The organism is Streptomyces sp. NPDC018263, assembly GCF_055562575.1.
The window spans coordinates 152,360-171,880 of the sequence record NZ_JBVHFA010000005.1 but is presented as its reverse complement, the minus strand read 5'-3'; the positions used below and the strand labels follow the sequence as shown (position 1 = coordinate 171,880).

Annotated in this window: 19 protein-coding genes and 1 pseudogene; 19 read left to right on the top strand and 1 reads right to left on the bottom strand. The window is 70.9% G+C overall.

The window, feature by feature from the left end:
- The first annotated feature begins 178 nt into the window (after positions 1 to 178).
- Positions 179 to 1,114, top strand: a complete 936-nt coding sequence (locus ACZ3HQ_RS16370) for a DUF5655 domain-containing protein (protein ID WP_467511409.1) — start codon at positions 179 to 181, stop codon at positions 1,112 to 1,114.
- Positions 1,115 to 1,211: 97 nt separating this feature from the next.
- Here the strand turns inward: ACZ3HQ_RS16370 and ACZ3HQ_RS16365 are convergent, their stop codons facing one another.
- Positions 1,212 to 1,958: a DNA-methyltransferase gene (locus ACZ3HQ_RS16365; RefSeq protein ID WP_467511407.1), complete on the bottom strand. Its 747-nt coding sequence runs from the start codon at positions 1,956 to 1,958 to the stop codon at positions 1,212 to 1,214.
- A gap of 578 nt (positions 1,959 to 2,536) precedes the next feature.
- Here ACZ3HQ_RS16365 and ACZ3HQ_RS16360 point away from each other — a divergent pair.
- The 18 genes and pseudogenes from ACZ3HQ_RS16360 to ACZ3HQ_RS16275 all read left to right on the top strand — a co-directional run bounded on the left by ACZ3HQ_RS16360 (position 2,537) and on the right by ACZ3HQ_RS16275 (position 19,472).
- Positions 2,537 to 3,667 carry a C40 family peptidase gene (locus ACZ3HQ_RS16360; RefSeq protein WP_467511405.1) on the top strand — a complete coding sequence of 377 codons (1,131 nt, stop codon included), beginning with the start codon at positions 2,537 to 2,539 and terminating at the stop codon, positions 3,665 to 3,667.
- Positions 3,668 to 3,761: 94 nt separating this feature from the next.
- Positions 3,762 to 4,070, top strand: coding sequence for a DUF6112 family protein (locus tag ACZ3HQ_RS16355; RefSeq protein ID WP_467511403.1), 309 nt, complete (start codon positions 3,762 to 3,764; stop codon positions 4,068 to 4,070).
- A complete protein-coding gene (locus ACZ3HQ_RS16350) occupies positions 4,070 to 4,750 on the top strand; it encodes a hypothetical protein (protein WP_467511401.1) in 681 nt (226 codons plus the stop codon). The genes ACZ3HQ_RS16355 and ACZ3HQ_RS16350 overlap by 1 nt, the downstream gene beginning before the upstream one ends.
- A gap of 27 nt (positions 4,751 to 4,777) precedes the next feature.
- Positions 4,778 to 6,163, top strand: coding sequence for an SCO6881 family protein (locus ACZ3HQ_RS16345; protein WP_467511399.1), 1,386 nt, complete (start codon positions 4,778 to 4,780; stop codon positions 6,161 to 6,163).
- A gap of 142 nt (positions 6,164 to 6,305) precedes the next feature.
- Complete coding sequence (locus ACZ3HQ_RS16340) at positions 6,306 to 7,769, top strand: SCO6880 family protein (RefSeq protein WP_467511397.1); 1,464 nt, start codon at positions 6,306 to 6,308, stop codon at positions 7,767 to 7,769.
- Between the two features lie 27 nt (positions 7,770 to 7,796).
- Complete coding sequence (locus tag ACZ3HQ_RS16335) at positions 7,797 to 8,249, top strand: DUF6238 family protein (RefSeq protein WP_467511395.1); 453 nt, start codon at positions 7,797 to 7,799, stop codon at positions 8,247 to 8,249.
- A gap of 26 nt (positions 8,250 to 8,275) precedes the next feature.
- Positions 8,276 to 9,781, top strand: coding sequence for an ATP-binding protein (locus tag ACZ3HQ_RS16330; protein WP_467511393.1), 1,506 nt, complete (start codon positions 8,276 to 8,278; stop codon positions 9,779 to 9,781).
- A gap of 47 nt (positions 9,782 to 9,828) precedes the next feature.
- The gene (locus tag ACZ3HQ_RS16325; RefSeq protein WP_467511391.1) at positions 9,829 to 10,287 is read left to right on the top strand and encodes a hypothetical protein; all 459 of its coding nucleotides are present in this window, start codon (positions 9,829 to 9,831) and stop codon (positions 10,285 to 10,287) included.
- A complete protein-coding gene (locus tag ACZ3HQ_RS16320; RefSeq protein ID WP_467511389.1) occupies positions 10,284 to 10,964 on the top strand; it encodes a hypothetical protein in 681 nt (226 codons plus the stop codon). The genes ACZ3HQ_RS16325 and ACZ3HQ_RS16320 overlap by 4 nt, the downstream gene beginning before the upstream one ends.
- A 133-nt stretch (positions 10,965 to 11,097) precedes the next feature.
- Complete coding sequence (locus tag ACZ3HQ_RS16315) at positions 11,098 to 12,285, top strand: hypothetical protein (RefSeq protein WP_467511387.1); 1,188 nt, start codon at positions 11,098 to 11,100, stop codon at positions 12,283 to 12,285.
- Positions 12,286 to 12,883: 598 nt separating this feature from the next.
- Positions 12,884 to 13,624 carry a hypothetical protein gene (locus tag ACZ3HQ_RS16310; protein ID WP_467511385.1) on the top strand — a complete coding sequence of 247 codons (741 nt, stop codon included), beginning with the start codon at positions 12,884 to 12,886 and terminating at the stop codon, positions 13,622 to 13,624.
- Between the two features lie 43 nt (positions 13,625 to 13,667).
- A complete protein-coding gene (locus ACZ3HQ_RS16305) occupies positions 13,668 to 14,330 on the top strand; it encodes a hypothetical protein (protein WP_467511383.1) in 663 nt (220 codons plus the stop codon).
- A 97-nt stretch (positions 14,331 to 14,427) separates the two neighbouring features.
- Entirely contained in the window at positions 14,428 to 16,215 is a 1,788-nt protein-coding gene (locus tag ACZ3HQ_RS16300; RefSeq protein ID WP_467511381.1) for a type IV secretory system conjugative DNA transfer family protein, read from the top strand.
- On the top strand, positions 16,212 to 16,430 hold the full coding sequence (locus ACZ3HQ_RS16295) for a hypothetical protein (protein ID WP_467511380.1): 219 nt from the start codon (positions 16,212 to 16,214) through the stop codon (positions 16,428 to 16,430). The genes ACZ3HQ_RS16300 and ACZ3HQ_RS16295 overlap by 4 nt, the downstream gene beginning before the upstream one ends.
- Positions 16,427 to 17,659, top strand: coding sequence for a DnaB-like helicase N-terminal domain-containing protein (locus ACZ3HQ_RS16290; RefSeq protein WP_467511378.1), 1,233 nt, complete (start codon positions 16,427 to 16,429; stop codon positions 17,657 to 17,659). The genes ACZ3HQ_RS16295 and ACZ3HQ_RS16290 overlap by 4 nt, the downstream gene beginning before the upstream one ends.
- A 50-nt stretch (positions 17,660 to 17,709) precedes the next feature.
- Positions 17,710 to 18,273, top strand: a complete 564-nt coding sequence (locus tag ACZ3HQ_RS16285; protein ID WP_467511376.1) for a hypothetical protein — start codon at positions 17,710 to 17,712, stop codon at positions 18,271 to 18,273.
- Between the two features lies 1 nt (position 18,274).
- Positions 18,275 to 18,457, top strand: a pseudogene (locus tag ACZ3HQ_RS16280) (DNA cytosine methyltransferase); the annotation flags it as partial.
- Positions 18,458 to 18,548: 91 nt separating this feature from the next.
- A complete protein-coding gene (locus ACZ3HQ_RS16275) occupies positions 18,549 to 19,472 on the top strand; it encodes a DNA cytosine methyltransferase (protein ID WP_467512006.1) in 924 nt (307 codons plus the stop codon).
- Positions 19,473 to 19,521 lie beyond the last annotated feature (49 nt).

Here is a 19,521-nt window from a genome sequence, read left to right as displayed (position 1 = left end):
TACGCGTTCTCACACACTTGTCGATACTGAACAACCGCTCGCCTCCGAGGTGACTCCAGTTCGCGAACGCGGACAAGCCCGGGAGCTAGGGAAACCTGCACGTCGGAGGCCCTGACGTGGAATATCCCGAGACCGCCGTCGATTGGTCTTCTTGCGTAGATCGCGGGAGGGGGCGCTGGTGGCCGAGCTGATGTTGTTCCGACAGGACGCGGATGGGCGGGATGTCGAGCTGTCCGGTTCGACGGTGGCGCTGGAGGTGGAGCTGCAGCGGCGGGTCGAGGCCGGGCTAGAGCAGATGCTCGGCATTCGGTTCCTGGCGTCGGAGTACCCGACCGGTCCGTGGCACCGGGGGCGGATCGACACCCTGGGGCTGGACGAGAACGGCAGCCCGGTGGTGATCGAGTTCAAGAAGGGCTCCGACAGCGGGGTTCTGTCGCAGGCTCTCTCATATCTGTCCTGGCTGGAGTCGGCCCCGCATGAGTTCGAGGCGCTCGTGCGGACCGTGCTGGGAGCGGAGGCCGCCGGATCTGTCGACTGGCGTCGTCCTCGGCTGATCTGCATCGCGGCCGGCTTTTCGCACCACGACCGGGTGGCCGTGCAGCGGGTGCCCGAGCGGATCGACCTGGTGCGTTACCGGATCTTCGACGGTGACCTTCTGGGTCTGCTGCTCGTCGATTCCTCGCCTGGCGCGCCAAGCGTGGCTTCGTCACGGCGGAGCCGGGAACGGAAGACGGCGTTCGAGAGCGTGTTGGAGGCGCCAATGGTTGCTTCGTCGACCGGTGCGGGTCTCGTTCCCCAGTGCCTCCGTGCCCTGTACGGGGAGCTGGACGAGGCGCTCACGGCGTGGGGCGAGGTGGAGGTCGCACCGCTGCGGCACTACATCGCCTACCGGCGGTTGGTGAACATGGCATCGGTGATCTTCCGCCCGAAGCATGAGGCGATCCTGATGTACCTCAGACTCGACCCGGATTCGGTCGAGCTGGAGGAGGGCTTCACCCGGGACATGCGCGGCATCGGGCACCTCGGGACCGGCGATCTGGAGGTCCGCCTTGCCTCGGCGGCCGACCTGGAGAAGGCGGCGCCGCTGATCCGGCGGGCGTTCGAGGCGGCCTGACGCAACGAGAAGGGCGGCTGGTGCATCGGTTACTCGATGCACCAGCCGCCCTTTGGCGTCTGCGGCCCGCCGGCCCTGGCTCTGTCCGCTCTCATGATCAGAACCCCGGTCCGGCCAGGTCGAAGTCGTCCTTCGTCAGCTCGGCGCGGAGCCGCTGCTCGGCGACGTCGGCGTAGTGCGCGGACAGCTCGACGCCCACGAAACTGCGTCCTTCGCGCAGGGCCGCGACGCCCGTAGAGCCGCTGCCGGTGAAGGGGTCGAGCACGGTGCCGCCTTCGGGGCAGACCTGCACGAGCTGCTGCATGATCTCGACCGGCTTCTGGGTGATGTGAACCCGGCCCTTGCGGGGCTGGGAGGCGATGTAGTGGCCGGGCAGGTAGAGGTCGCGGGTGTTGTCAAGGGATCCCTTGACGCCCCAGACGATGAACTCGGAGTCCTGCTTCGGGCCGCCCTTTCGGGGCCGACTGGCGGGCTTGATCCACGGGATGGTGCCGCTCCAGGTCCACCCGGCCATCTGCAGGGCGTCGGTCGTGGTCGGTTCCTGGCGCCAGTCGGTGAAGACCATCGCGACCGCGTGCTCGGTCGAGGCCCGGTACGCCTCGGTGAGCAGATCGGTCAGCCAGCTCCTATACGAGCGCTGGTCGCGGTTCTCACCGGGGAAATTGGCGAGGTCGTGGGCACTGTTGCTGGTGACGTACTTGGCGCGCGCGGTACGACCGGTGCGGTCCGAGCTGGTGCGTCCGCCGGAGTTGTACGGGGGGTCGGTGATCACGGCGTTGACGCTCTCGTCCGGGAGGGACTTCAGGACGGTCAGGGCGTCGCCTCGGTGCAGCGTGTAGCTCATGGAACGGGCCTCTCTCAGGGCACGGCGGGGTTGGGGCCACTCCGGGCAGCCGTCAACGGCGTTCTTCCGGGGCGGGGTTGTGCCGCAGGTTAGAGGCGATCTCCGGCCGGACCTAACGAGGCGGACCGCCCCAGCAACTGGGGCTGGTGAGTCGTTTGGTGCGGCCGGAATCCCGGTCTACTGTCTCGCCGTGTCACCGGGCAGAGCCTCGCTCCACCCCCGCTGACCTGTGTCTATCCGTGCCGTCTCGTCCAGTCGAACGGGGTGGAAGGCACGTTGCCCTCCTCCTTCCCGCACCCCGTCAGGAGTCACGGTGCTCTGCCTGAGATTACGAGCGCGGCTGGCTGCCGCGCGTGAACGAGGACCGGAGTCCGGGAGCCACCAACTCCCCTGACCCGGGCCCGCCTCAGGGGCGGATGCACATCGGCGCGGTGCCGACGGCTTTGCACGAGAAGTCGGCACCGCGTCTCCCACGAACACCGAGGAGCCGCTGCGATGCAGCATGCCCTGATACACCCGCGCCCCGACGCAACGCCGTCACCCGGCCCGCACCGCCGCCTCGGTGAACGGCGAAGGCGATGAAGAAGACCACCGGAGCCGTCGTCGGTCTCTGCGCAACCGCCCCGCTGCTGCTGGCCGTTCCGATTCTCGCCATTGGCGCCGGGACCGCATCGGCCTCCTGCTCGACCAGCGGTGCACAGGCGGTGGATACCGCTGCCGTCGCCAAGCAGGTGAAGGCCGTCCTGGACGGCGGCGACACGGGTTCGGTGTCCGTATCAGGTCTGGAGGACCCGGCCGAACAGGTGCCCAACGCCAAGACGATCCAGGCCACGGGCGTCGCGATGAACATCCCGGCCCGGGGGCAGGTCGTGGCCCTGGCGACCGCCCTGCAAGAGAGCGGCCTTCGGAACCTGACGTACGGCGACCGCGACAGCCTCGGCCTGTTCCAGCAGCGTCCGTCGCAGGGCTGGGGTACGGCGAGCCAGATCCTCGACCCGGTGCACGCTTCAACCAAGTTCTACGAGGGGCTGCAGAAGGTCTCCGGCTGGCAGTCCCTCTCCATCGCCCAGGCGGCCCAGGCGGTGCAGCGGTCGGGCTTCCCCGACGCGTACGCCAAATGGGAGCCGTTGGCCACCGCCCTGCAAAAGGCCATCGAACCCCTGCTGCCGAAGGCCAGCGCCCCACCGTCCGGCTCGACCGACACCGGAAGTGCTGCACCCACCACCGTGGGTGGCTGCGCGGCGGACGGGGACGGGGCGGACTTCGGCACCATCCCGGCCGGCGCGGTGCCAGCCGACTACACGATCCCCGCCAACGCGCCTGCGAATGTCCGCACGGCGATCCGATGGGCGCTCGGCCAGCTCGGCACCCCGTACCAGTGGGGCGGGAGCTGCACCGACTCCCACGGCAAGAACCCGATGGGCCGGTGCGACTGCTCGTCCCTGATGCAGCAGGCGTACAAGGCCGCCGGGGTCACCCTGACGCGCACCACGTACACGCAGGTCAAGGAGGGCAAGGCCGTCTCGGTCGACGCCCTTCAGCCGGGTGATCTCCTCTTCAGCGGGGGGACGGCGGCCGTACCCGAGCACGTCGGCATGGCGATCGGGCGGGGCCTGATCGTCCATGCTCCGCACACCGGCGACGTGGTCCGCATCGCGACCGTCGCCTCCTGGAAGCCGCGGATTCTCGCGGCCCGCCGAGTCGTCTGACCGGCGCTTCTCCCCTTCCCCCTCTTCCCCTTCCTCACACCGCCGCTTCGCCTCAGCGGGCCTTGACGTGCGGTCAATCGATCTGGAGTTCCCCATGTTTCTCTCCCACAAGGTCGTCCAGCTCGCCTACGACCCGGGTATCACGCCGAACGAGGGCGGTCTGCCCGGCCTCTCGGTCCTGAAGCAGGTGATGGGCTCCATCAACCTCTTCGGACTCGTGGCGGTGGTCGGCGCTCTCGCCGTCAGCGCAGCGGTATGGGCCTGGGGCCACCACTCCGGAGGCCACCAGGCGGAGGCCAACGGCAAGAAGGGCGTGCTTGTCAGCTCCGGCGCGGCCCTGCTGATGGGCGCCGCGAACGGCCTGGTCGCGTTCTTCAGCACGCTCGGGACGAAGGTCCACTGATGCCGGCTCACTCGTCCCACCCCGGCGGCGCATCTCGCGTACGCCGCCGGGCGCTGCTCGGCACCGTCGTCCTGGTGGTGCTCGTCGCCCTCGCCGGCCTGGCCGCATACCTCACGCGCGACGGCCGGAGCCCCTCCGCCAACCCCGCTCCACCGCCGAGTCCGCCCGCGGCACCTTCCGCGCCTGCGGCACCGTCCGGCCCTCACACCCAGCCCCGTGCCCTTCCCGTCCCGCCGAAGACCCACGACCCGATCACGTACGGAAAGGCGGCAGCGGCAGCGCTGTGGTCCTACGACACCCGCGCGTACTCGCAGCCCGAGCTGCAGAAGGCTCTGCACCGCTGGTTGACCAAGGAGGCGAAGTACGCCGACCCGGCCTCCGTCGACAACGTGGTCCCTTCCGCCGCGCTGTGGAAGCAGATGGCCGCCAACCATCAGTTCGCCAAGGCCAAGGCGTACGAGGGTCACTTCCCGCACGCCTTCACCCAGGCCCTGCAGCAGGATCCTGGCGCGATCACCGAGGCGTACGTCTACGCGGTCACGGTCTCCGGCAAGCAGTCGATCGCCTGGAAGGGATCACCCGCCGGCGGGGCGGAGAGCCGCTCCACCACCCTCGCGGTCCAATGCCGGCCCCATCACTCCTGTGCTCTGGTCGGCGTCATGCCGTCCGTCGCGCCCTGACCCCCGTCCGAGAAAGGAGGTAGCACCATGGCAGTCTGCGACTTTCCGCTGATGGACAAGGTGTGCAGTGCCGTCGACTTCGCCACCAACCCCGCCGGGACCGTCACCGACGGCATCGGCGCGTGGATCGCGAAGTCGGCGGGCGAGCTGGCGGCCAGCGCGGCCGGCCTCGCCACCAAGGCCGTCAATGCGACGACCGCCATTGACCTGAACGCCGGATGGTTCCGGGGGTCCTACGAGCTGTTGCTGCCCATCGGGCTCGCCCTAACCGTCGGCATCTTCTGCATCCAGCTCGTGACCGCGGCCTGGCGGCGCGATGAACGCGCTCTCGCGCAGGCGGCGTTCGGGACCATGACCGGCGTCCTGTTCAGCTTCTCCGCCATCGCCTTCACCACCGTCGCCATCACCGTGGTCGACGCCCTGTCCGACGGCCTGTTCCAGGCGGCCAACACCTCCGTCGACGACGCAATCCGCCGCGTGATCAAGGTCGACCAGTTGGGCAGCCTGTACGACCTCGGCTGGGCTGTCCCGGCCCTGGTCGGTGTGGGGTGCGCGATCGGCGCCTTCCTCTACTGGGGCGTCATGGTCGCCCGCAAGGTCGGCGTGCTCATCATGGTCGCCCTCGCCGTGTTCGCCGGGGCCGGCGGCGGCTGGGAGGTCGCCAAGCGCTGGCGGCGCGGCTGGATCGAGGCCACCGCCACCCTGGTCGTCTCCAAGCTCCTGATGACCGTCGTCTTCCTCATCGGCGTCTCCGCCATGGGCAAGACCAACTCCAGCGACGGCATGGCCGCTCTGTCCGACGCGATGGCAGGCATCGTCGTCATGATCCTCGTACTGCTCTGCCCGTATGCGACGTACAAGTTCGTCCACTGGGCCACCGACGGTGGCGGCCACGACGACCTGCACCGCACCGGTGTCGCCGGCATGGCGGTCGCCGCCGGAGCGGCGAAGACCGCGGGCACCCTGGCCATGCGGGCCGGCACCGGCAGCCCCGCCCCGCAGGGGCCGAGCCAGGTCCCCGGTGCGGGGACCGACGGCGTCGCATCCGGCATTAGCCCCTCCGGCGGCACCCTCAGCAAGGAGGGCATCGACGCCGGGCCGCCCAAGCAGCAGACCCGCTTCCGGTACGGCGACGACCCGAACGCCACCGGTGACAAGGGCCGGGCCCTGATCCAGCGGCCCGGCGTCCCACCGCTCATCACTCGTCCCGGAGAGGGCGAAGCACAGGGGTCCGAGGTGACCGCTCACAGCGTTTCCGGCGGCTCCGATCATCTGGTCGGCAGTTCGGCTCCCGAAGGGCACGCCGCTGCCTACACGGACAGCGTGGCTCCGGCTTCCACCGGCCCGGCGGCCACCGGTTCTCCGACGCCGACGAACTGGGTGTTCCCCACGCAGCCCCCGTCGGGCTCCTGATCCACCACACCCCGGGGGCGGGCCGTGTTCTGCGGCCCGCCCCCACCCCACCCGACCGATCAGCAGAGGAGTCTCGCCATGACTTCCAGAAGAGCGCCGCGCACCCGTCCTCCGCTGTCCGCTCCCACCGTCTGGAAACACAATGTCCGGCAAGCACCAAGCCTCACCCACCGTGAAGTTCCCTCACCGCAGCAGGCGCGGGATCCTGCTCGGCCTGACCGCCTCGCAGCTCATCGTCTGCGGGCTCACCGGCCTTCTCCTTCTCGCCGTCGTCCTCTCGCGCGGCGTGGTCGGCGCTCTGCAGCTCGTTCCGCTGTGGGCCGTCATCGCCCTGCTCGTCTTCGTCCGGCACCGGGGCCGGGCCCTGGCGGACTGGGCTCCGATCGTCACCCGGTACGGCCTGCGCCGGATGCGCGGCCAGCTCGTCTGGCTCACCCGGCCGTCCCGCCGACCGACCCGCGAAGGACTGCTCCATCTGCCCGGCACCGCCGCCAGCCTGCGCGTGGTCACCGCACCGGACGGACGCTACGGGGCGGTCCACGACCCGCACAGCGGGACGCTGACCGCGGTGGTCAAGGTCACCGGCCGCGCCTACGCGCTGCTCGACCCGGGCGCCCAGCAGGCCAACGTCGGCGGCTGGGGACGCGCACTGGCCGCTCTCGCCCGCACCGGGCAGATCGCCCGGATCCAGGTGATCGAGCGCACCGTCCCCGACTCCGGCGACGCCCTCCGCCGTTACTGGGAAGAACACGGCCGCCCGGACGCACCGCTGGCCGGCGCTATCTACGGTGAACTGATCCAGAGCGCTGGCCCAGCAGCCGCCCCGCACGAGGCGTACGTCGCCCTGGCGCTGGACACCAAGGCGGCACGTCGCCTGATCAATCAGGCCGGCGGCGGTCTGACCGGCGCGTTCAGCGTCCTGGCGCAGCTCACGGCAACCTTCGATCAGGCTGCGCGGACCGCTGGGCTGAATCCCACCGGCTGGCTCACCGCCCGCGAGATCGCGGCCGTGGTGCGCACCGCGTACGACCCCAAGGCCCTTGCCGCGCTCGACCGGTGGTCGGCCGGCGGCCGTCCCGAGGCGGAGCCCGCCGCTGCCGGCCCCGTGGTGGTCGTGGAGAAGGCGGACCACATCGCGACCGACTCGGCCGTCCACGCCACGTACTGGGTGGAGAACTGGCCGAGGATCGAGACGAGCGCGGGCTTCCTGCACCAGCTCCTGTTCACCGGCGGGGTCCGGCGCACGCTGTCGCTCGCCTACGAGCCGAAGCAACTGGACGCCGCCCTGCGGGACGTCCAGCGCAAGAAGGCGAGCGTGATCGCCGATGCCGCGGAACGGGCCCGGCGCGGACAGGTCGACTCCGAGGCGGACTCGATCGAGTACCAGGACATCAAGTCGCGTGAACGCCAGCTCATCGCGGGCCACGCCGATGTCGCGCTGACCGGGCTGCTGACCGTCTCGGCCGACTCCGAGGACGAACTCCGTTCCGCGTGCGCGGTCGTGGAGACCGCCGCCGTCGGCGCCCAGCTCGACATCCGGCCGCTGACCTGGCAGCAGGCCGAGGCGTTCACCGCAGCCGCTATGCCGCTCGCGCTCGCCGCCTGACCGACCCCACTCCGGAAGAGCACCCTCATGTCCCGCACCGCCAGTTCGACCGCGCAGGACTTCGTGCCCTTCGCCACCGCCGCGCTCGACTTCCACCGCGCGCTCAACCTCCCCGCCGGGCCGCTCGTCACCAGCCGCGCCGAATTGGACGCCCTGCACGCCCACCTCGTCTCGGTGCACGGGCTGCTCGACGCCCACGCCCTGCGCACCGCTCGGCTCCTTCCGGCCGAGGGCGACCCGCTTCGCGCCGCCCGGACCCGGATCTGGCAGGCCGCCGAGCACCTCCACGCCGCCTATCACGCGGCGCCCCGGCCGGACTCCGGCGAGGTGCCCGAACCCGAAGCGTGCCGGGCGGGTCTGCCCGAGGGGGCACCGGAGCTGACCATCTGCCAGCGCCACCAGCGCACCGCTCACCTGGTCCGCCGACGCACCACCCCGGCCGACCTGCACGCGCCGTTCACCGGCCTCGTCCACCGCTGATCCGCCCCCTGTCTGGAGAAACGTTCATGTCCCGCACCCGCGCCAGCGCCTCCCCCCTGTTCGTTCCCCGCAAGACGTCGCGGGCCGAGCAACAGGCCGCCCGCGCCGGTTTCACGGAGGCCCGGCGCCAAGCCCGGCTCGCCGGAACACCGCCCAAGCACCGCGCCGAGCAGACACTCGACCCGGAACTGCGGCCCACCTATCCGGCGGCCGGTCGCCCCGGCCCGGCCTCGGCTCGCGGCGGCAAGCTCGGCCTGCCGGCCCACCGGATGACCACAGCCACGGCCAGCAGCGCATATCCCTTCATCGCGGAGGGTGGCCTCGGGGCCGAGGGGGTGTTCATCGGGCGGGATGTCCACGCCGAGGGCGCGTTCTGTTACGACCCGTTCTCGCTGTACAACAGCGGGCGGATCGAGGGCTTCACGAACCCGAACGCCGTCCTCGCCGGGATCATCGGCATGGGCAAGTCGGCGTTGGCGAAATCGATCGCCACCCGCTCGATCGCCCACGGCTACCGCGTCTACATTCCCTGCGATCCCAAGGGGGAGTGGAGCGGTGTCGCAGAAGCCCTCGGCGGCTACAGCATCGCGCTGGGCCCCGGGCTCCCCGGCAGGTTGAACCCGCTGGACGCCCCCGCCCGGCCCGCCTCGGTCAGCGAACAGGACTGGGCGACGGAGGTCCGAAAGCGGCGTCTGCTGCTGCTGTCCGGCCTGGCGCGCACCGTGCTGAAGCGCGACCTGCTGCCGATGGAGCACACCGCCCTGGATGTCGCCCTGGACCTGGTCGTCGCCGAGGCCGCCGCTCGTGGCACAGTGCCGCTGCTCGGCGACGTCGCGCACGTCATCGGTTCGCCCGAGCGCCTCGACCAGGCCCTCGGCCACACATCCGGGCACCTGGGGTCCGCCGCCCAGGACCTCGCGCACGCCCTGCGCCGTCTCGTGCACGGTGACCTCAGCGGCATGTTCGACGCCCCCTCGACAGTCGCCTTCGATCCGCGGACGCCGATGTTGTCCATCGATCTCTCCCGCCTCGGCGGCTCGGGCGACGACACCGCGCTGGTCCTGGCGATGACCTGCGCGAGCGCCTGGATGGAGTCCGCACTCGCCGACCCCGACGGCGGTCGCCGATGGGTGATCTACGACGAGGCATGGCGGCTGATGCGGCACGTCGGCCTGCTGGAGCGGATGCAGAGCCAGTGGAAGCTCTCCCGGGGTCTGGGCATCGCGAACCTGATGGTCATCCACCGGCTCTCGGACCTGCTCAGCGCGGGCGATGCCGGGTCACGCGGCCGGGTGCTGGCCGAGGGCCTCCTGGCCGACTGCTCCACCCGCATCATCTACCGCCAGGAGCCGGACCAGCTCGCCGCCGCCGCGTCCCTGCTCGGCCTGACCGGTGTCGAGACCCAGGCGGTGTCCGCCCTGACCAAGGGCCGGGGCCTGTGGAAGGTCGCGGGCCAGAGCTTCATCACCCAGCACATCCTGCACCCAGCCGAACGCGAACTGTTCGACACCGACGCACGGATGACGGCCTGAGCACGCTCCCAATCCGCAACCCACCCACTGAAAGGACACCAGACTCCATGTCGCGCTTTCTTCACCTCGTCGTCGTCGAAGGCTGCCCCGACCGCCCGTACCTGGGCGCGTCTGCCCGATCCACGATGACCGGATACGACTCCCTCACCTTCACCCGGCAGACGGCGGAGCAGATCGCCGCCGATCTCAACAAGGACGCCTGCGGGCTGACCGCCTCATGGGACGGCGACTCGCTGATCTTCAATGCCACCGCGGAGTACAACGGCGACGCGTTCTCCGAGACCGTCGTGCCGGACGCGCACGGGCACTACAAGGTCGGGGGCCTGTGGCCCTGGGGCCTGGCGAGCAAGGACGTTGCCCCGGACGAGCATGAGGCAGAGCAGCTCCTCGGGACCGGACTCCGCGGGCAGGGCCGACCGCACCGGCATCTCGTGACACGCGAGACGAAGCCACTCGAAGTTCCGAGCACTACCACCCGCCCCGGCCCCGCCCGGCGGCAGCGATGACCCACCAGCCCAGCACTGCATCCTCGGCGGCCACTGGTCCAACGGCCTCGCGGCGGCACGTCCAGGCCCTGGCTGCCGCTGCCGCCGGGATCAGGCAGGCGTCCGACGACTGGGACGCCGTCTCGGACTCCTTCTGCGACCAGGACGGCTGGCCCATCGATGAGGACGGCTACGCGGACGGCAAGGTGAAGCGTGACGCCGAAGCGTGGAAGCACGCCGAGGTCTTCCTCGACCACGGCCCCGAAGTCCTGGCCGAGGTACGGGCCGCCGCCACCGGCCCCGACTACGTCAAGGGCCCGATCAGCGACGACCTCCGCCGCCTGCACGGGATCGACAACACCCTGGAACGAGCGGGCCAGATCCGGGCAGAGTGGGACCAGATCATGGCCCTCATGGACGCCTCGCAGCCGGGCTCGCTCCAGCTCTATCAGCAGAGCGCAGAGGAACACCGCGCCTCCGAGGGCTGGCACTACGCGGACGAGCTGTCCCACCAGGGCATGGCACTGGTCCGGGCCGCCAGGTATCTGGCCGACCGGATGGAGGCCGAACAGCCCGCGCACAGCGAACGCGCGCGCGTGGCCCTCACCCGGACCGCACTCGATGCCCCTGTCGTAACGCCGGTTCCGCCTTCTGCTTCGCGGACGTCACATCCGTCGGCCCCAAGTCATTCCCGCTGACGCTCCTAGCACCGGATTGCGGCCGCACCAAACCGAACGACCGCCGGATCCTCGTGGACCACAGCACCCCTCTGCAGCCCCATGCCGGACGCCCCGCGCTGTCGGCGCGGGGCGTCCGGCGACGGAGATAACCATGCACCCTGACACCCGCATCACCTTCGCGCGGATCAGCGCGGCTTCCGTACCGCCTGCCGCCTCTGAACAGCACCACCGCTACGACCACCTCACCGCCGCCCTCCGGCAGCGCGGCCTGGAGTGCACCGTCGAGTGGGGCCTCAGCGCCTACATCGTCCACGCCGAACTTCCCGATGGCAGTTCGCTGATCATCTCGCCCCCGCAGGAACCTCCCTCCGAGCACCCCGAACACCCCGAGAGCTGGATCGTGACCCGCCACCGATCCACCGACCCCACGGTGTACGAAGTGGTCTACAACTCCGAACCCGACGGCCCCGACGCCCGGCACGGCGGCAGTGTGCCGGATCTGCTCAATGCCGTCGAGACGCGTCTGGACCAGCTCGGCGTACAGCGCCAGGAACAGGAACGACACGCCGAAGAGCACCCGACCGAGGCAGTCGTCGAACTGCCCGATCTCGCCTTCCAGCACCATCCCGACCACGGCATCGTCGCCGCCAACCCGAAGAACCTCGCCGCCGGCACCTGGATGCTGGAAAGGCTCGACTTCCACCCCATCCCGGATGACCCGACGTTGTACGCGCTCGCCCACCAAGAACGTGACGGACCGGGGCGCACGGCCCGAGCAGTCGAGCTGCTGCGCAACTCCGGCTACCGAGTGGACGTGGACGCCGCGCTCGATCCCTCACTGGCACTCGAACCGACGACCATCCGCGAACGGCTCCCCCTTGGGCAACCCGATGTCGCCTTCGCCGAGCATCCTCAGCTCGGCATCGTCGCGGCCATCGACGACCGCGCCTCCGGCCTCACCGAACTCGCCTTGGTAGGACACGGCTGGCGGCACGACCCGAGCCTGGACATCTACACACTGCACGGCACCGGCGTCCGGCACGAGGCTCTGGGGAAGGTCGCCGATGCCACTGTCGCCCTGCACCGGTTCGGCGCCCAGGTCGCGGTGCAGCCCCGCCTCGCTCAGGACCTGGCAGCCCGTTCTCGGTCAACTTCCTCGCCTGTCACCTTCCGCGAGCGCGGCCTCAACACCCCTCGCAAATCTCCGTTCACCACTGTCGCGCTCGGAGCCAGCCCGGCCCGCGCTGGTTTCCCGGGCGAGGCACCGGCGCCCGCTCCTGCCGTCGCAGCGGCGGTCCGGCCGGTCGACCCCCGCATCACGTTCTCGCGCGGCCGCTGATCCAACGCGGCAGGGACTGGTCGACGCGCAGGCGCGCACGCTGCCCGACCGATCCGACCCACCGCCCCGCGAGGGACCACGTCGACGACACGGAGTCGCAATCTTCGATCACTCGACGGCGCACGATCAAGGTGCGCCGGCAGAAGGCAGGTGTCCCGTCCCAACGCCGGCAGCTCTCTACCTCGGGCGGGTACTCACGAAGCGGACAGCCGACCCCCAGCACTCCATCACGGGGGCGGCGCACCACTGACACAGCGGCGACCCCCCGCGACCGTACCGGTGCGTCGGGCGCTGACAGCCGGAGCACGGACCGCGCAGGCCAGGCGCGGCCACGGCGGACGGATCGGGCTCGCTCAGTGGCGGCGGGGGCGTCATCTCGGCCATCACGCTTCCTGTCCTGGATGGCCGGAGACGGCCGACAACCAGAATAGAACAAAATCGAAATGATCTTTATGGGCCCCACTCCGCGCCCCGCGCTCGAATGGTCCTCGCATGACGGAGCACGGAGCGCGTACCAGCGTTCTCCGGCCGGGCCAAATCGCGGATGCGGTGAATCCTCACTCCCTGAAGATCCGCCCCTCTGCGTTGGGAGGCCCCCGTGCCTGCTGCTCCGATCACCATCAGTGCCGAGTTCAGCGGCAGCGTCGTGGCCAAGGGAACCACCGACGACCTCTCCGCCCGGCTCCTCAAGCACGCCGGCTTCCAGCAGATCGACGACTGGTACGGCCGACGCCATCGCCTTCCCACCACCATGCCCATTAACGACCAGGCCACCATCGCCAGCCATGCAGCAGAGATGCTCCGTGCTGCCCGCTACAGCGTCGACCTCTCGCCCGCGCTGGACACGACCCGACTGAGTCCTCCGGCACATCCCTTCGGGCCGTATGCCGCGGGGGCGGAACTGCTCCAGATCACGGATCGGATCCGGGCGGCCGAGAACGGCGCCGACCTCCAGCGGGCGGTCGATCACCTCCTGCACCCTGAGCATGGTGCCTTGGAGCGCGTGCGAGAAGCGCTGGAGGCAGCGGGCGAGCACATCAATGACCTGGACGAGGAGGCGTACGCGCTCGCCGACCGGTTCGCTTTCGCCTCGGAGTTCGTCAGCTCGGCGCAGTCTGAACTCACCGGTTCCGAGACCGAGCTGCGCCGTGTCGGCGAAGTGCAGCAGGCCCAGGCCGGTACCCGGCAGCACTCCCCGGTGCCGACCACGCATCAGGGCGCGGCGCTGGCCATGTCGCCGGCTGCGACGAAGGCAAAAGTCCCCCCGGCCGCCGGCGGCCAAGAGCCGCATTCCAGTGCGGCGGTGCGCCCGCCGAGCGCCTCTGGTCCGCGGCGGTAGTCCGGCGCCTGTCCGGCCTGCCCCCACCCATCCAGGAGCACTCGTGCCCGAGTTCCATCCGAGCATCGGTGACGCCGTCGGCGCCGCGATGCAGCACAACATCCGGCTCGCCCACGGCGGCCCCGACAAGCCGTTGCAGATCCGCTACTTGCCCAGCGCTGCCGCCGACCCGCACTCCGTACGCGGGATGATCGCCCGTCTCACCGAGGACGCAACGCCCGACGAGGTGGCGGAGATCATCGCGGACGTCAACAACGCCTTGGTCGGGGCCCTGCCGCAGTTGACCGAACTCGTCGCCGCTGCCGCTGACTGGGCCCGCGTCCGTCTGTCGTTCGACGACGGGCGCCCCAGCCCGGCCTCCGAGTCCTGGACGCGGCTGGCCGCTGCCTACGGCATGCTCCAGGACGTCCGAGAGCAGCTGGAGGTCGCTGAGGACACAGTCGCCGCGTGCCCCGTCGAGCGGACCGACCCTCGACACCACCGATGGGTCAACGTCCTGCGCAGCCGGGAGCTGCTCGATGACGTCTTCGGCACCGGCAAGGTCGGCGCACCGGCGTCCGCCCGTGATCCCGAAGCGGACCGGCAGCGGGCCGCACGTACCTCCACGCCGCGGGCCGGCTCTCGACGACCGTCATCCGGCACCGGCACTCCACCACCCGTCGCGCCGCCCCCGTCCGCGGCACCTCCCGCCGGCCGCCGCCGCTGAAAACCTTCTGTTCGATCCGCTAGGAGTGACCCCGTGAGCTTCACGAGAGCCGAGCGCGCCCCGCCCTGCCCGCTCGCACCCAAGGAACCGCACCGCCGTGCCCTCCCCGCGTACCAGCGCGCCCTCGACCACCAACGGGTCGGACGCGCTCCTCTACCTCCTGTTCTGCGTCCTCGGCGCCGCCATGGCCTTCGGCTCCCTCGCCTGGCTGACCGGCAACCTCACCAACTGCTTTATCGGCAACGGATCGTGGGCTTCGTTCCGTGCCGCCGACGCCCTGCTGCACCCCGACGTGCTGTGGCCGGCCATGAGCGCCACCGCTCTGCTGATCGGCGTCCGTGTCGTCCCTGGCGTGCTCACCGTGGCCTTGGTCACCACCGGTCTGGTGCTGTGGGTGCGGTGGCGCTCCGGCGCCCAGTCGGGTCTCGCGCGGAAGGCCGATCTGGCGCCGCTGCTGGACAAGGAGATCACCGCCAAGGCGAAGAGCCTGCGTCCGTCTCTGGGCGGCCGGGAGGGCAAAGAGGTCGCTCCTGCTGATCGCGGCATCCTGCTCGGCACCCTCGACTCCGGTCGTGCCGAGGTCCGCGCTTCGTGGGAGGACGTGATCGTCGCGATCATGGCCCCGCGTTCCGGCAAGACCAGCGGTCTGGCAATCCCCGCGATCCTCTCGGCGCCCGGCCCGGTCCTGCTCACCAGCAACAAGGCCGCGAACGACGCCTTCACCGCCACGGTGGACGCCCGCGCCGAGGTCGGCACGATCTGGACCCTCGACCCCCAGCAGATCGCACACCACCCGCGCGAGATGTGGTGGGACATCCTGGCCGACGCCCGTGACCTGGCCGGCGCGAAGCGGCTCGCCGGGCACTTCGTCGCCGCGAGCGTGGACGAGTCGAGCGGTTCCGACTTCTGGTCCACCGCCGCGAGCAACACTCTCGGTGCCCTCTTCTTGGCCGCCGCGTCCCACCGGCGGCCGATCACCGACGTCCTGGCCTGGCTCGCCATGCCCGCTGACCGCACCCCGGTGGACCTGCTGACCGACGCTGGCCACGACGCGGTCGCCGCCCAGCTCCAGGGCACCGTCTCCGGCGCGACCGAGACCCGCGACGGGATTTACGAGACGGCGCGGCAGTACGCGAGCTGCCTGCTCGACCCGGACGTCGCCGCCTGGGTCACCCCGAACAAGGACCTGCCCGAGTTCACGCCGTTCGCCTTCGCCACCTCCCGCGACACCCTGTACCTCCTGAGCAAGGACGGCGGCGGCTCGGCATCGGCGATCATCGCGGCGGCGGCCGACGCCGTGATGCGCGCGGCCGTCATCGTCGCCGAACGCTCCAGCGGACGGCTCGACCCGCCCGCCCTGTGCGTCCTCGACGAGGCCGCCAACGTCTGCCGCATCTCGGATCTCCCCGACCTTTACAGCCACTTGGGCAGCCGGGGCGTCATCCCGATGACGATCCTGCAGTCCTACCGGCAGGGCCAGCGCTGCTGGGGCGAGGCCGGCATGGACGCTCTGTACTCCGCCGCCACCATCAAGATCATCGGAAGCGGTATCGATGACGCGGACTTCGCCGACCGGCTCAGCAGGCAGGTCGGTGACCACGACGTCCAGACCACCTCGGTGTCGACCAGCGAGAGCGGCAAGTCCACCTCGGTAAGCATGCGCACCGAGCGGATCCTGCCTCCCGACGCGATCCGCGCCCTCCCGAAGGGCAAGGTGCTGCTGCTGGCCACCGGCATCAGGGTCGCCATGCTCAACCTCAAGCCCTGGTACAAGGAACCCTCCGCAAGGGTGGTCAGGCCTGCCTCCGCCCGCGCCACGAAGGCGATCACCGAGCGGGCACTGGCGAAGAGCATCGACCCTGACGACGTCGGGCTGTCGGCATGAGCGCGCCCACGCCGCTGCCGCGCTCTCCGGCCGTTCTGCGCGACGGCCGGTGGTGGCTGGTCGGCAGGTCCGGCTCGATTCCCGCCTACGACCCCACGTTCACCGCCGTGCTGGACGACTTCGCCCAGGCGATGGCCGCTGCCGACCGAGCGGTCGCCAACCTCCGCGCCCCGCACAGCACATCCTCCGTTCCCGACACCCGAGGCCAACGATGAACCCGCTGCTGGAAGCGGAGCAGGCAGCCCTCGGCGCCGTACTCCTCTCCCCTGACCAGCTCTCGCACCTGGACTGGCTCGCACCGGAACACTTCCACCGGCCGGTCCACCAGGCTCTGTTCGGTTCACTGCGCAAGCTCCACAGCGACGGGCATCCGGCGGTCGGCGCCGAAGCGCCGATACCGGCGTCCCTCGCACGCGGCGCGTGGCCGGACGGCATCACCGTCGGCGACAGCATGCCCGTTCTGCGCCAGTGGGTGACGGATGCGGTCGACGAGGCCGCACTCCGCGTCCGGGGACTGACCGCGGCGTACGCCCACTCCTTGATCTCGGCCTGCCCGCGTCCCCACCACGCTCCGGTGTACGGCCGCATGGTGCTTGAGGGGGCGATCCACCGCACCGTCGCCCAGCACGCGATCCGCCTGCACCAGGCGGCGCGTGCCGACGCACTCAAGGGGGAGGTCGAAGGAGCGCTGCGGTCGGCGGACATCCTCACCGAGGTCCTCACCGATCTCGCACGGCGCTGGGGAACCGAACCCCGTCCCGTCGCGCCCACCACTGCGCCGCCCGCCACTGCGACCGTGCCACCGGTGAAGGCCGACCTGGTCGCCGAGGACGAGAGGTTCCTCCTGGCCGTCCTCGCCGAACAGCCGCAGGCCCTGGACGAGGTCGTGGCCTGGCTACGGCCAGGGGACTTCGCCGATCCGGCCCACGGGCAGGTCTACCGGTGCCTGGGCGCACTGCACCACCGGGGCGAACCCATCGACCGGATCACCCTGCTCTGGGAGGCCCAGCAGCGCGGGCTCCTGGCCGACGGCACGCTGTCGGGCCAGCAGCTCACCGCCCTGTGCCACGGCGCGGTCGTCGGCAGCGCCGAATGGTTCGCGCAGCGGGTGATGCGCTCGGCCCTCACCCGTACCGCAGCCGCCTCCGCGCGTGCCGTCCGGGCCCTGGCCGAAGACGAGGCCCTGGGTCCCGGCAGGCTGATCAACCGCGCCCTGCACGCTCTCGGCCCGCTCGACGAAGTCCGCGTCCGCTGGGCGACCGCGAACGGCAACCCGACACGGGAGCAGCCCGCCCCCACGCCTGCTCCGGACGGACCACCTCCGGCCCGGGTGCAGGCTGCCCGCGCCCGCAGCACGCCACACCCGTCCCCGGCTCCCCCGACCCGGCCTGGCCCGCGGCCCACACCAGTCGTGGCCCGGCCGCCCGCGCGCGGCCACCCCTAACCACCACCCGCAGTCCATCTCACCTCCGATTGATCCCCTGGGAATTCGCCTTGTCTTTCTCCTCCCCCGATGCCTCAGCCCTCCGCGCCACGGCATCGAACTTCGACGCCCTACGCGGCAACCTCCCGGTCGCCGGAGACCCCCACAGCCCACTGGCCAGCCACACCATCGCCAGTGAACTATCCGAACTCTGCACCTTGATCAACTACATGGCCGACGAGGTCCTGTTCCGTATCGTCGACCGGAAGCGGAGTGGAGACCCCGCCCCGGCCATCGCTGGCTTCGCCACCGCTGTCCGGCCCGCCTGCGAAGCGGCAACCGCTCTCGCATCGGTGGCCCACCAGCTCTCCAACCTCGAACAGGCGGAACAGCACGATGAGTCCGGGGCAGCGGACCACGACACGCTGTTGGTCGACAACGCGCTGGCCGTGACGCACCAAGCCCTGCGCGCGACAGCCGACTCCCTGCGCGACGCGGCGGCGCCGCCCTCGCCCGAGGCAGCTCGTACTCAGGCCGCCCGCAGCCGATCCACGGCCGAAGCAGCCGGTCCCCCTCCCTCGCCCGCCGCCGCGCCGTCGGCAGTTCCTCCAAGCCGGATCACGCGGGGGCGGTGACATGGGCACCCCTCTCACGCGTCCTCCGCTGATCGGGTCGTTGTGCTCGGGGTACGGCGGCCTCGACCTGGGCGTGCAGGCGGCTTTCGGCGGCGCGCTGGCCTGGCACGCGGAGGTCGATCCGAACGCCTCGCGCATCCTGGCCCGTCACTGGCCGGGCGTCCCGAACCTGGGTGACATCACGACCGTCGACTGGTCCACCGTCCCTGGGGTGTGCGTCCTGACGGCGGGCTTCCCCTGTCAAAGACGTCTCGGTCGCCGGCCGCCGGGCCGGACTGAACGCCCAGACCCGCTCCGGGCTCTGGCTGCACGTCGCCCGTGCGGTCGAGGCCCTCCGACCCTGCCTGGTTGTGATCGAGAATGTGCGCGGCCTCCTCACCTCCCCCGCCGGTTCCCCTGGCGATGTGGAACCCTGCCCGTGGTGTCTGGGAGACACCGCAGGTCAGCCTCCTCTGCGGGCACTTGGTGCCGTACTCGGCTCCCTGGCCGACCTCGGGTACGACGCGAAGTGGCTCGTGCTTCGCGCCTCCGACATCGGGGCCCCGCACCGTCGCGAGCGGACCTTCCTCGCGGCCTGGCCCGCCGACCACCCTGCTCAAGACGCCGACCAGCAACATCGGCAAGAACGGCGGCTCCCAGCACCCGGCCAAGAGGCGGAGCGGGGGGCACGGCCCGAACCTGGCCGACGAGGTCGAGTGGCTGCTGCCCACTCCGAAGGCGTCGGACGGAATCAAGGGGTCGCCGAAGCAGCGGCACGGCAACGGGGACATGACCCTGCCGAGTGCGGCGGCCTCGCTGCTGCTCGCGCCGAGGGCCTGCGACACGGGCACGCCGGGGAGCCGTCTCGGCAAGGGGGTCCGGGCCTCCGTGTCGGCGGTGGTCCTGCCGCTGTGGACGGAGCAGTCCTCGCAGCCCGGGGAGCGGACCGGCGGTGGGGCCCGTACGCAGCCGCCATCACCCGATGGGAGAAGCTGACCCGCCCCGCGCCCGAGCCCACCGATGCGGGCGGCCGGCTCCGTGCCAACTTCGTGGAGTGGATGCAGGGCCTCGCTGCCGGCTGGGTCACCGCCACCCCGGGGCTCGGGCGTCCAGCGCAGCTCACCGCGCTCGGCAACGGTGTCGTCCCTCAACAAGCAGCTCGAGCGCTGCAGTTGCTGGCACCTCCCTTCCCGCGCTGCTCTCGGTGCGCGGGTCGGTAGCGCTCCCCTACCGGGTTTCTCCGGCCGGGCCAAACCGCAGTTTCTCCGG

What these genes read in the sequence shown, in the direction of transcription:
- ACZ3HQ_RS16365 (WP_467511407.1), bottom strand. Translation starts at nt 1,958, where the DNA reads ATGAGCTACACGCTGCACCGAGGCGACGCCCTGACCGTCCTGAAGTCC.
- ACZ3HQ_RS16360 (WP_467511405.1), top strand. Translation starts at nt 2,537, where the DNA reads ATGAAGAAGACCACCGGAGCCGTCGTCGGTCTCTGCGCAACCGCCCCG.
- ACZ3HQ_RS16355 (WP_467511403.1), top strand. Translation starts at nt 3,762, where the DNA reads ATGTTTCTCTCCCACAAGGTCGTCCAGCTCGCCTACGACCCGGGTATC.
- ACZ3HQ_RS16350 (WP_467511401.1), top strand. Translation starts at nt 4,070, where the DNA reads ATGCCGGCTCACTCGTCCCACCCCGGCGGCGCATCTCGCGTACGCCGC.
- ACZ3HQ_RS16345 (WP_467511399.1), top strand. Translation starts at nt 4,778, where the DNA reads ATGGCAGTCTGCGACTTTCCGCTGATGGACAAGGTGTGCAGTGCCGTC.
- ACZ3HQ_RS16340 (WP_467511397.1), top strand. Translation starts at nt 6,306, where the DNA reads ATGTCCGGCAAGCACCAAGCCTCACCCACCGTGAAGTTCCCTCACCGC.
- ACZ3HQ_RS16335 (WP_467511395.1), top strand. Translation starts at nt 7,797, where the DNA reads ATGTCCCGCACCGCCAGTTCGACCGCGCAGGACTTCGTGCCCTTCGCC.
- ACZ3HQ_RS16330 (WP_467511393.1), top strand. Translation starts at nt 8,276, where the DNA reads ATGTCCCGCACCCGCGCCAGCGCCTCCCCCCTGTTCGTTCCCCGCAAG.
- ACZ3HQ_RS16325 (WP_467511391.1), top strand. Translation starts at nt 9,829, where the DNA reads ATGTCGCGCTTTCTTCACCTCGTCGTCGTCGAAGGCTGCCCCGACCGC.
- ACZ3HQ_RS16320 (WP_467511389.1), top strand. Translation starts at nt 10,284, where the DNA reads ATGACCCACCAGCCCAGCACTGCATCCTCGGCGGCCACTGGTCCAACG.
- ACZ3HQ_RS16315 (WP_467511387.1), top strand. Translation starts at nt 11,098, where the DNA reads ATGCACCCTGACACCCGCATCACCTTCGCGCGGATCAGCGCGGCTTCC.
- ACZ3HQ_RS16295 (WP_467511380.1), top strand. Translation starts at nt 16,212, where the DNA reads ATGAGCGCGCCCACGCCGCTGCCGCGCTCTCCGGCCGTTCTGCGCGAC.
- ACZ3HQ_RS16290 (WP_467511378.1), top strand. Translation starts at nt 16,427, where the DNA reads ATGAACCCGCTGCTGGAAGCGGAGCAGGCAGCCCTCGGCGCCGTACTC.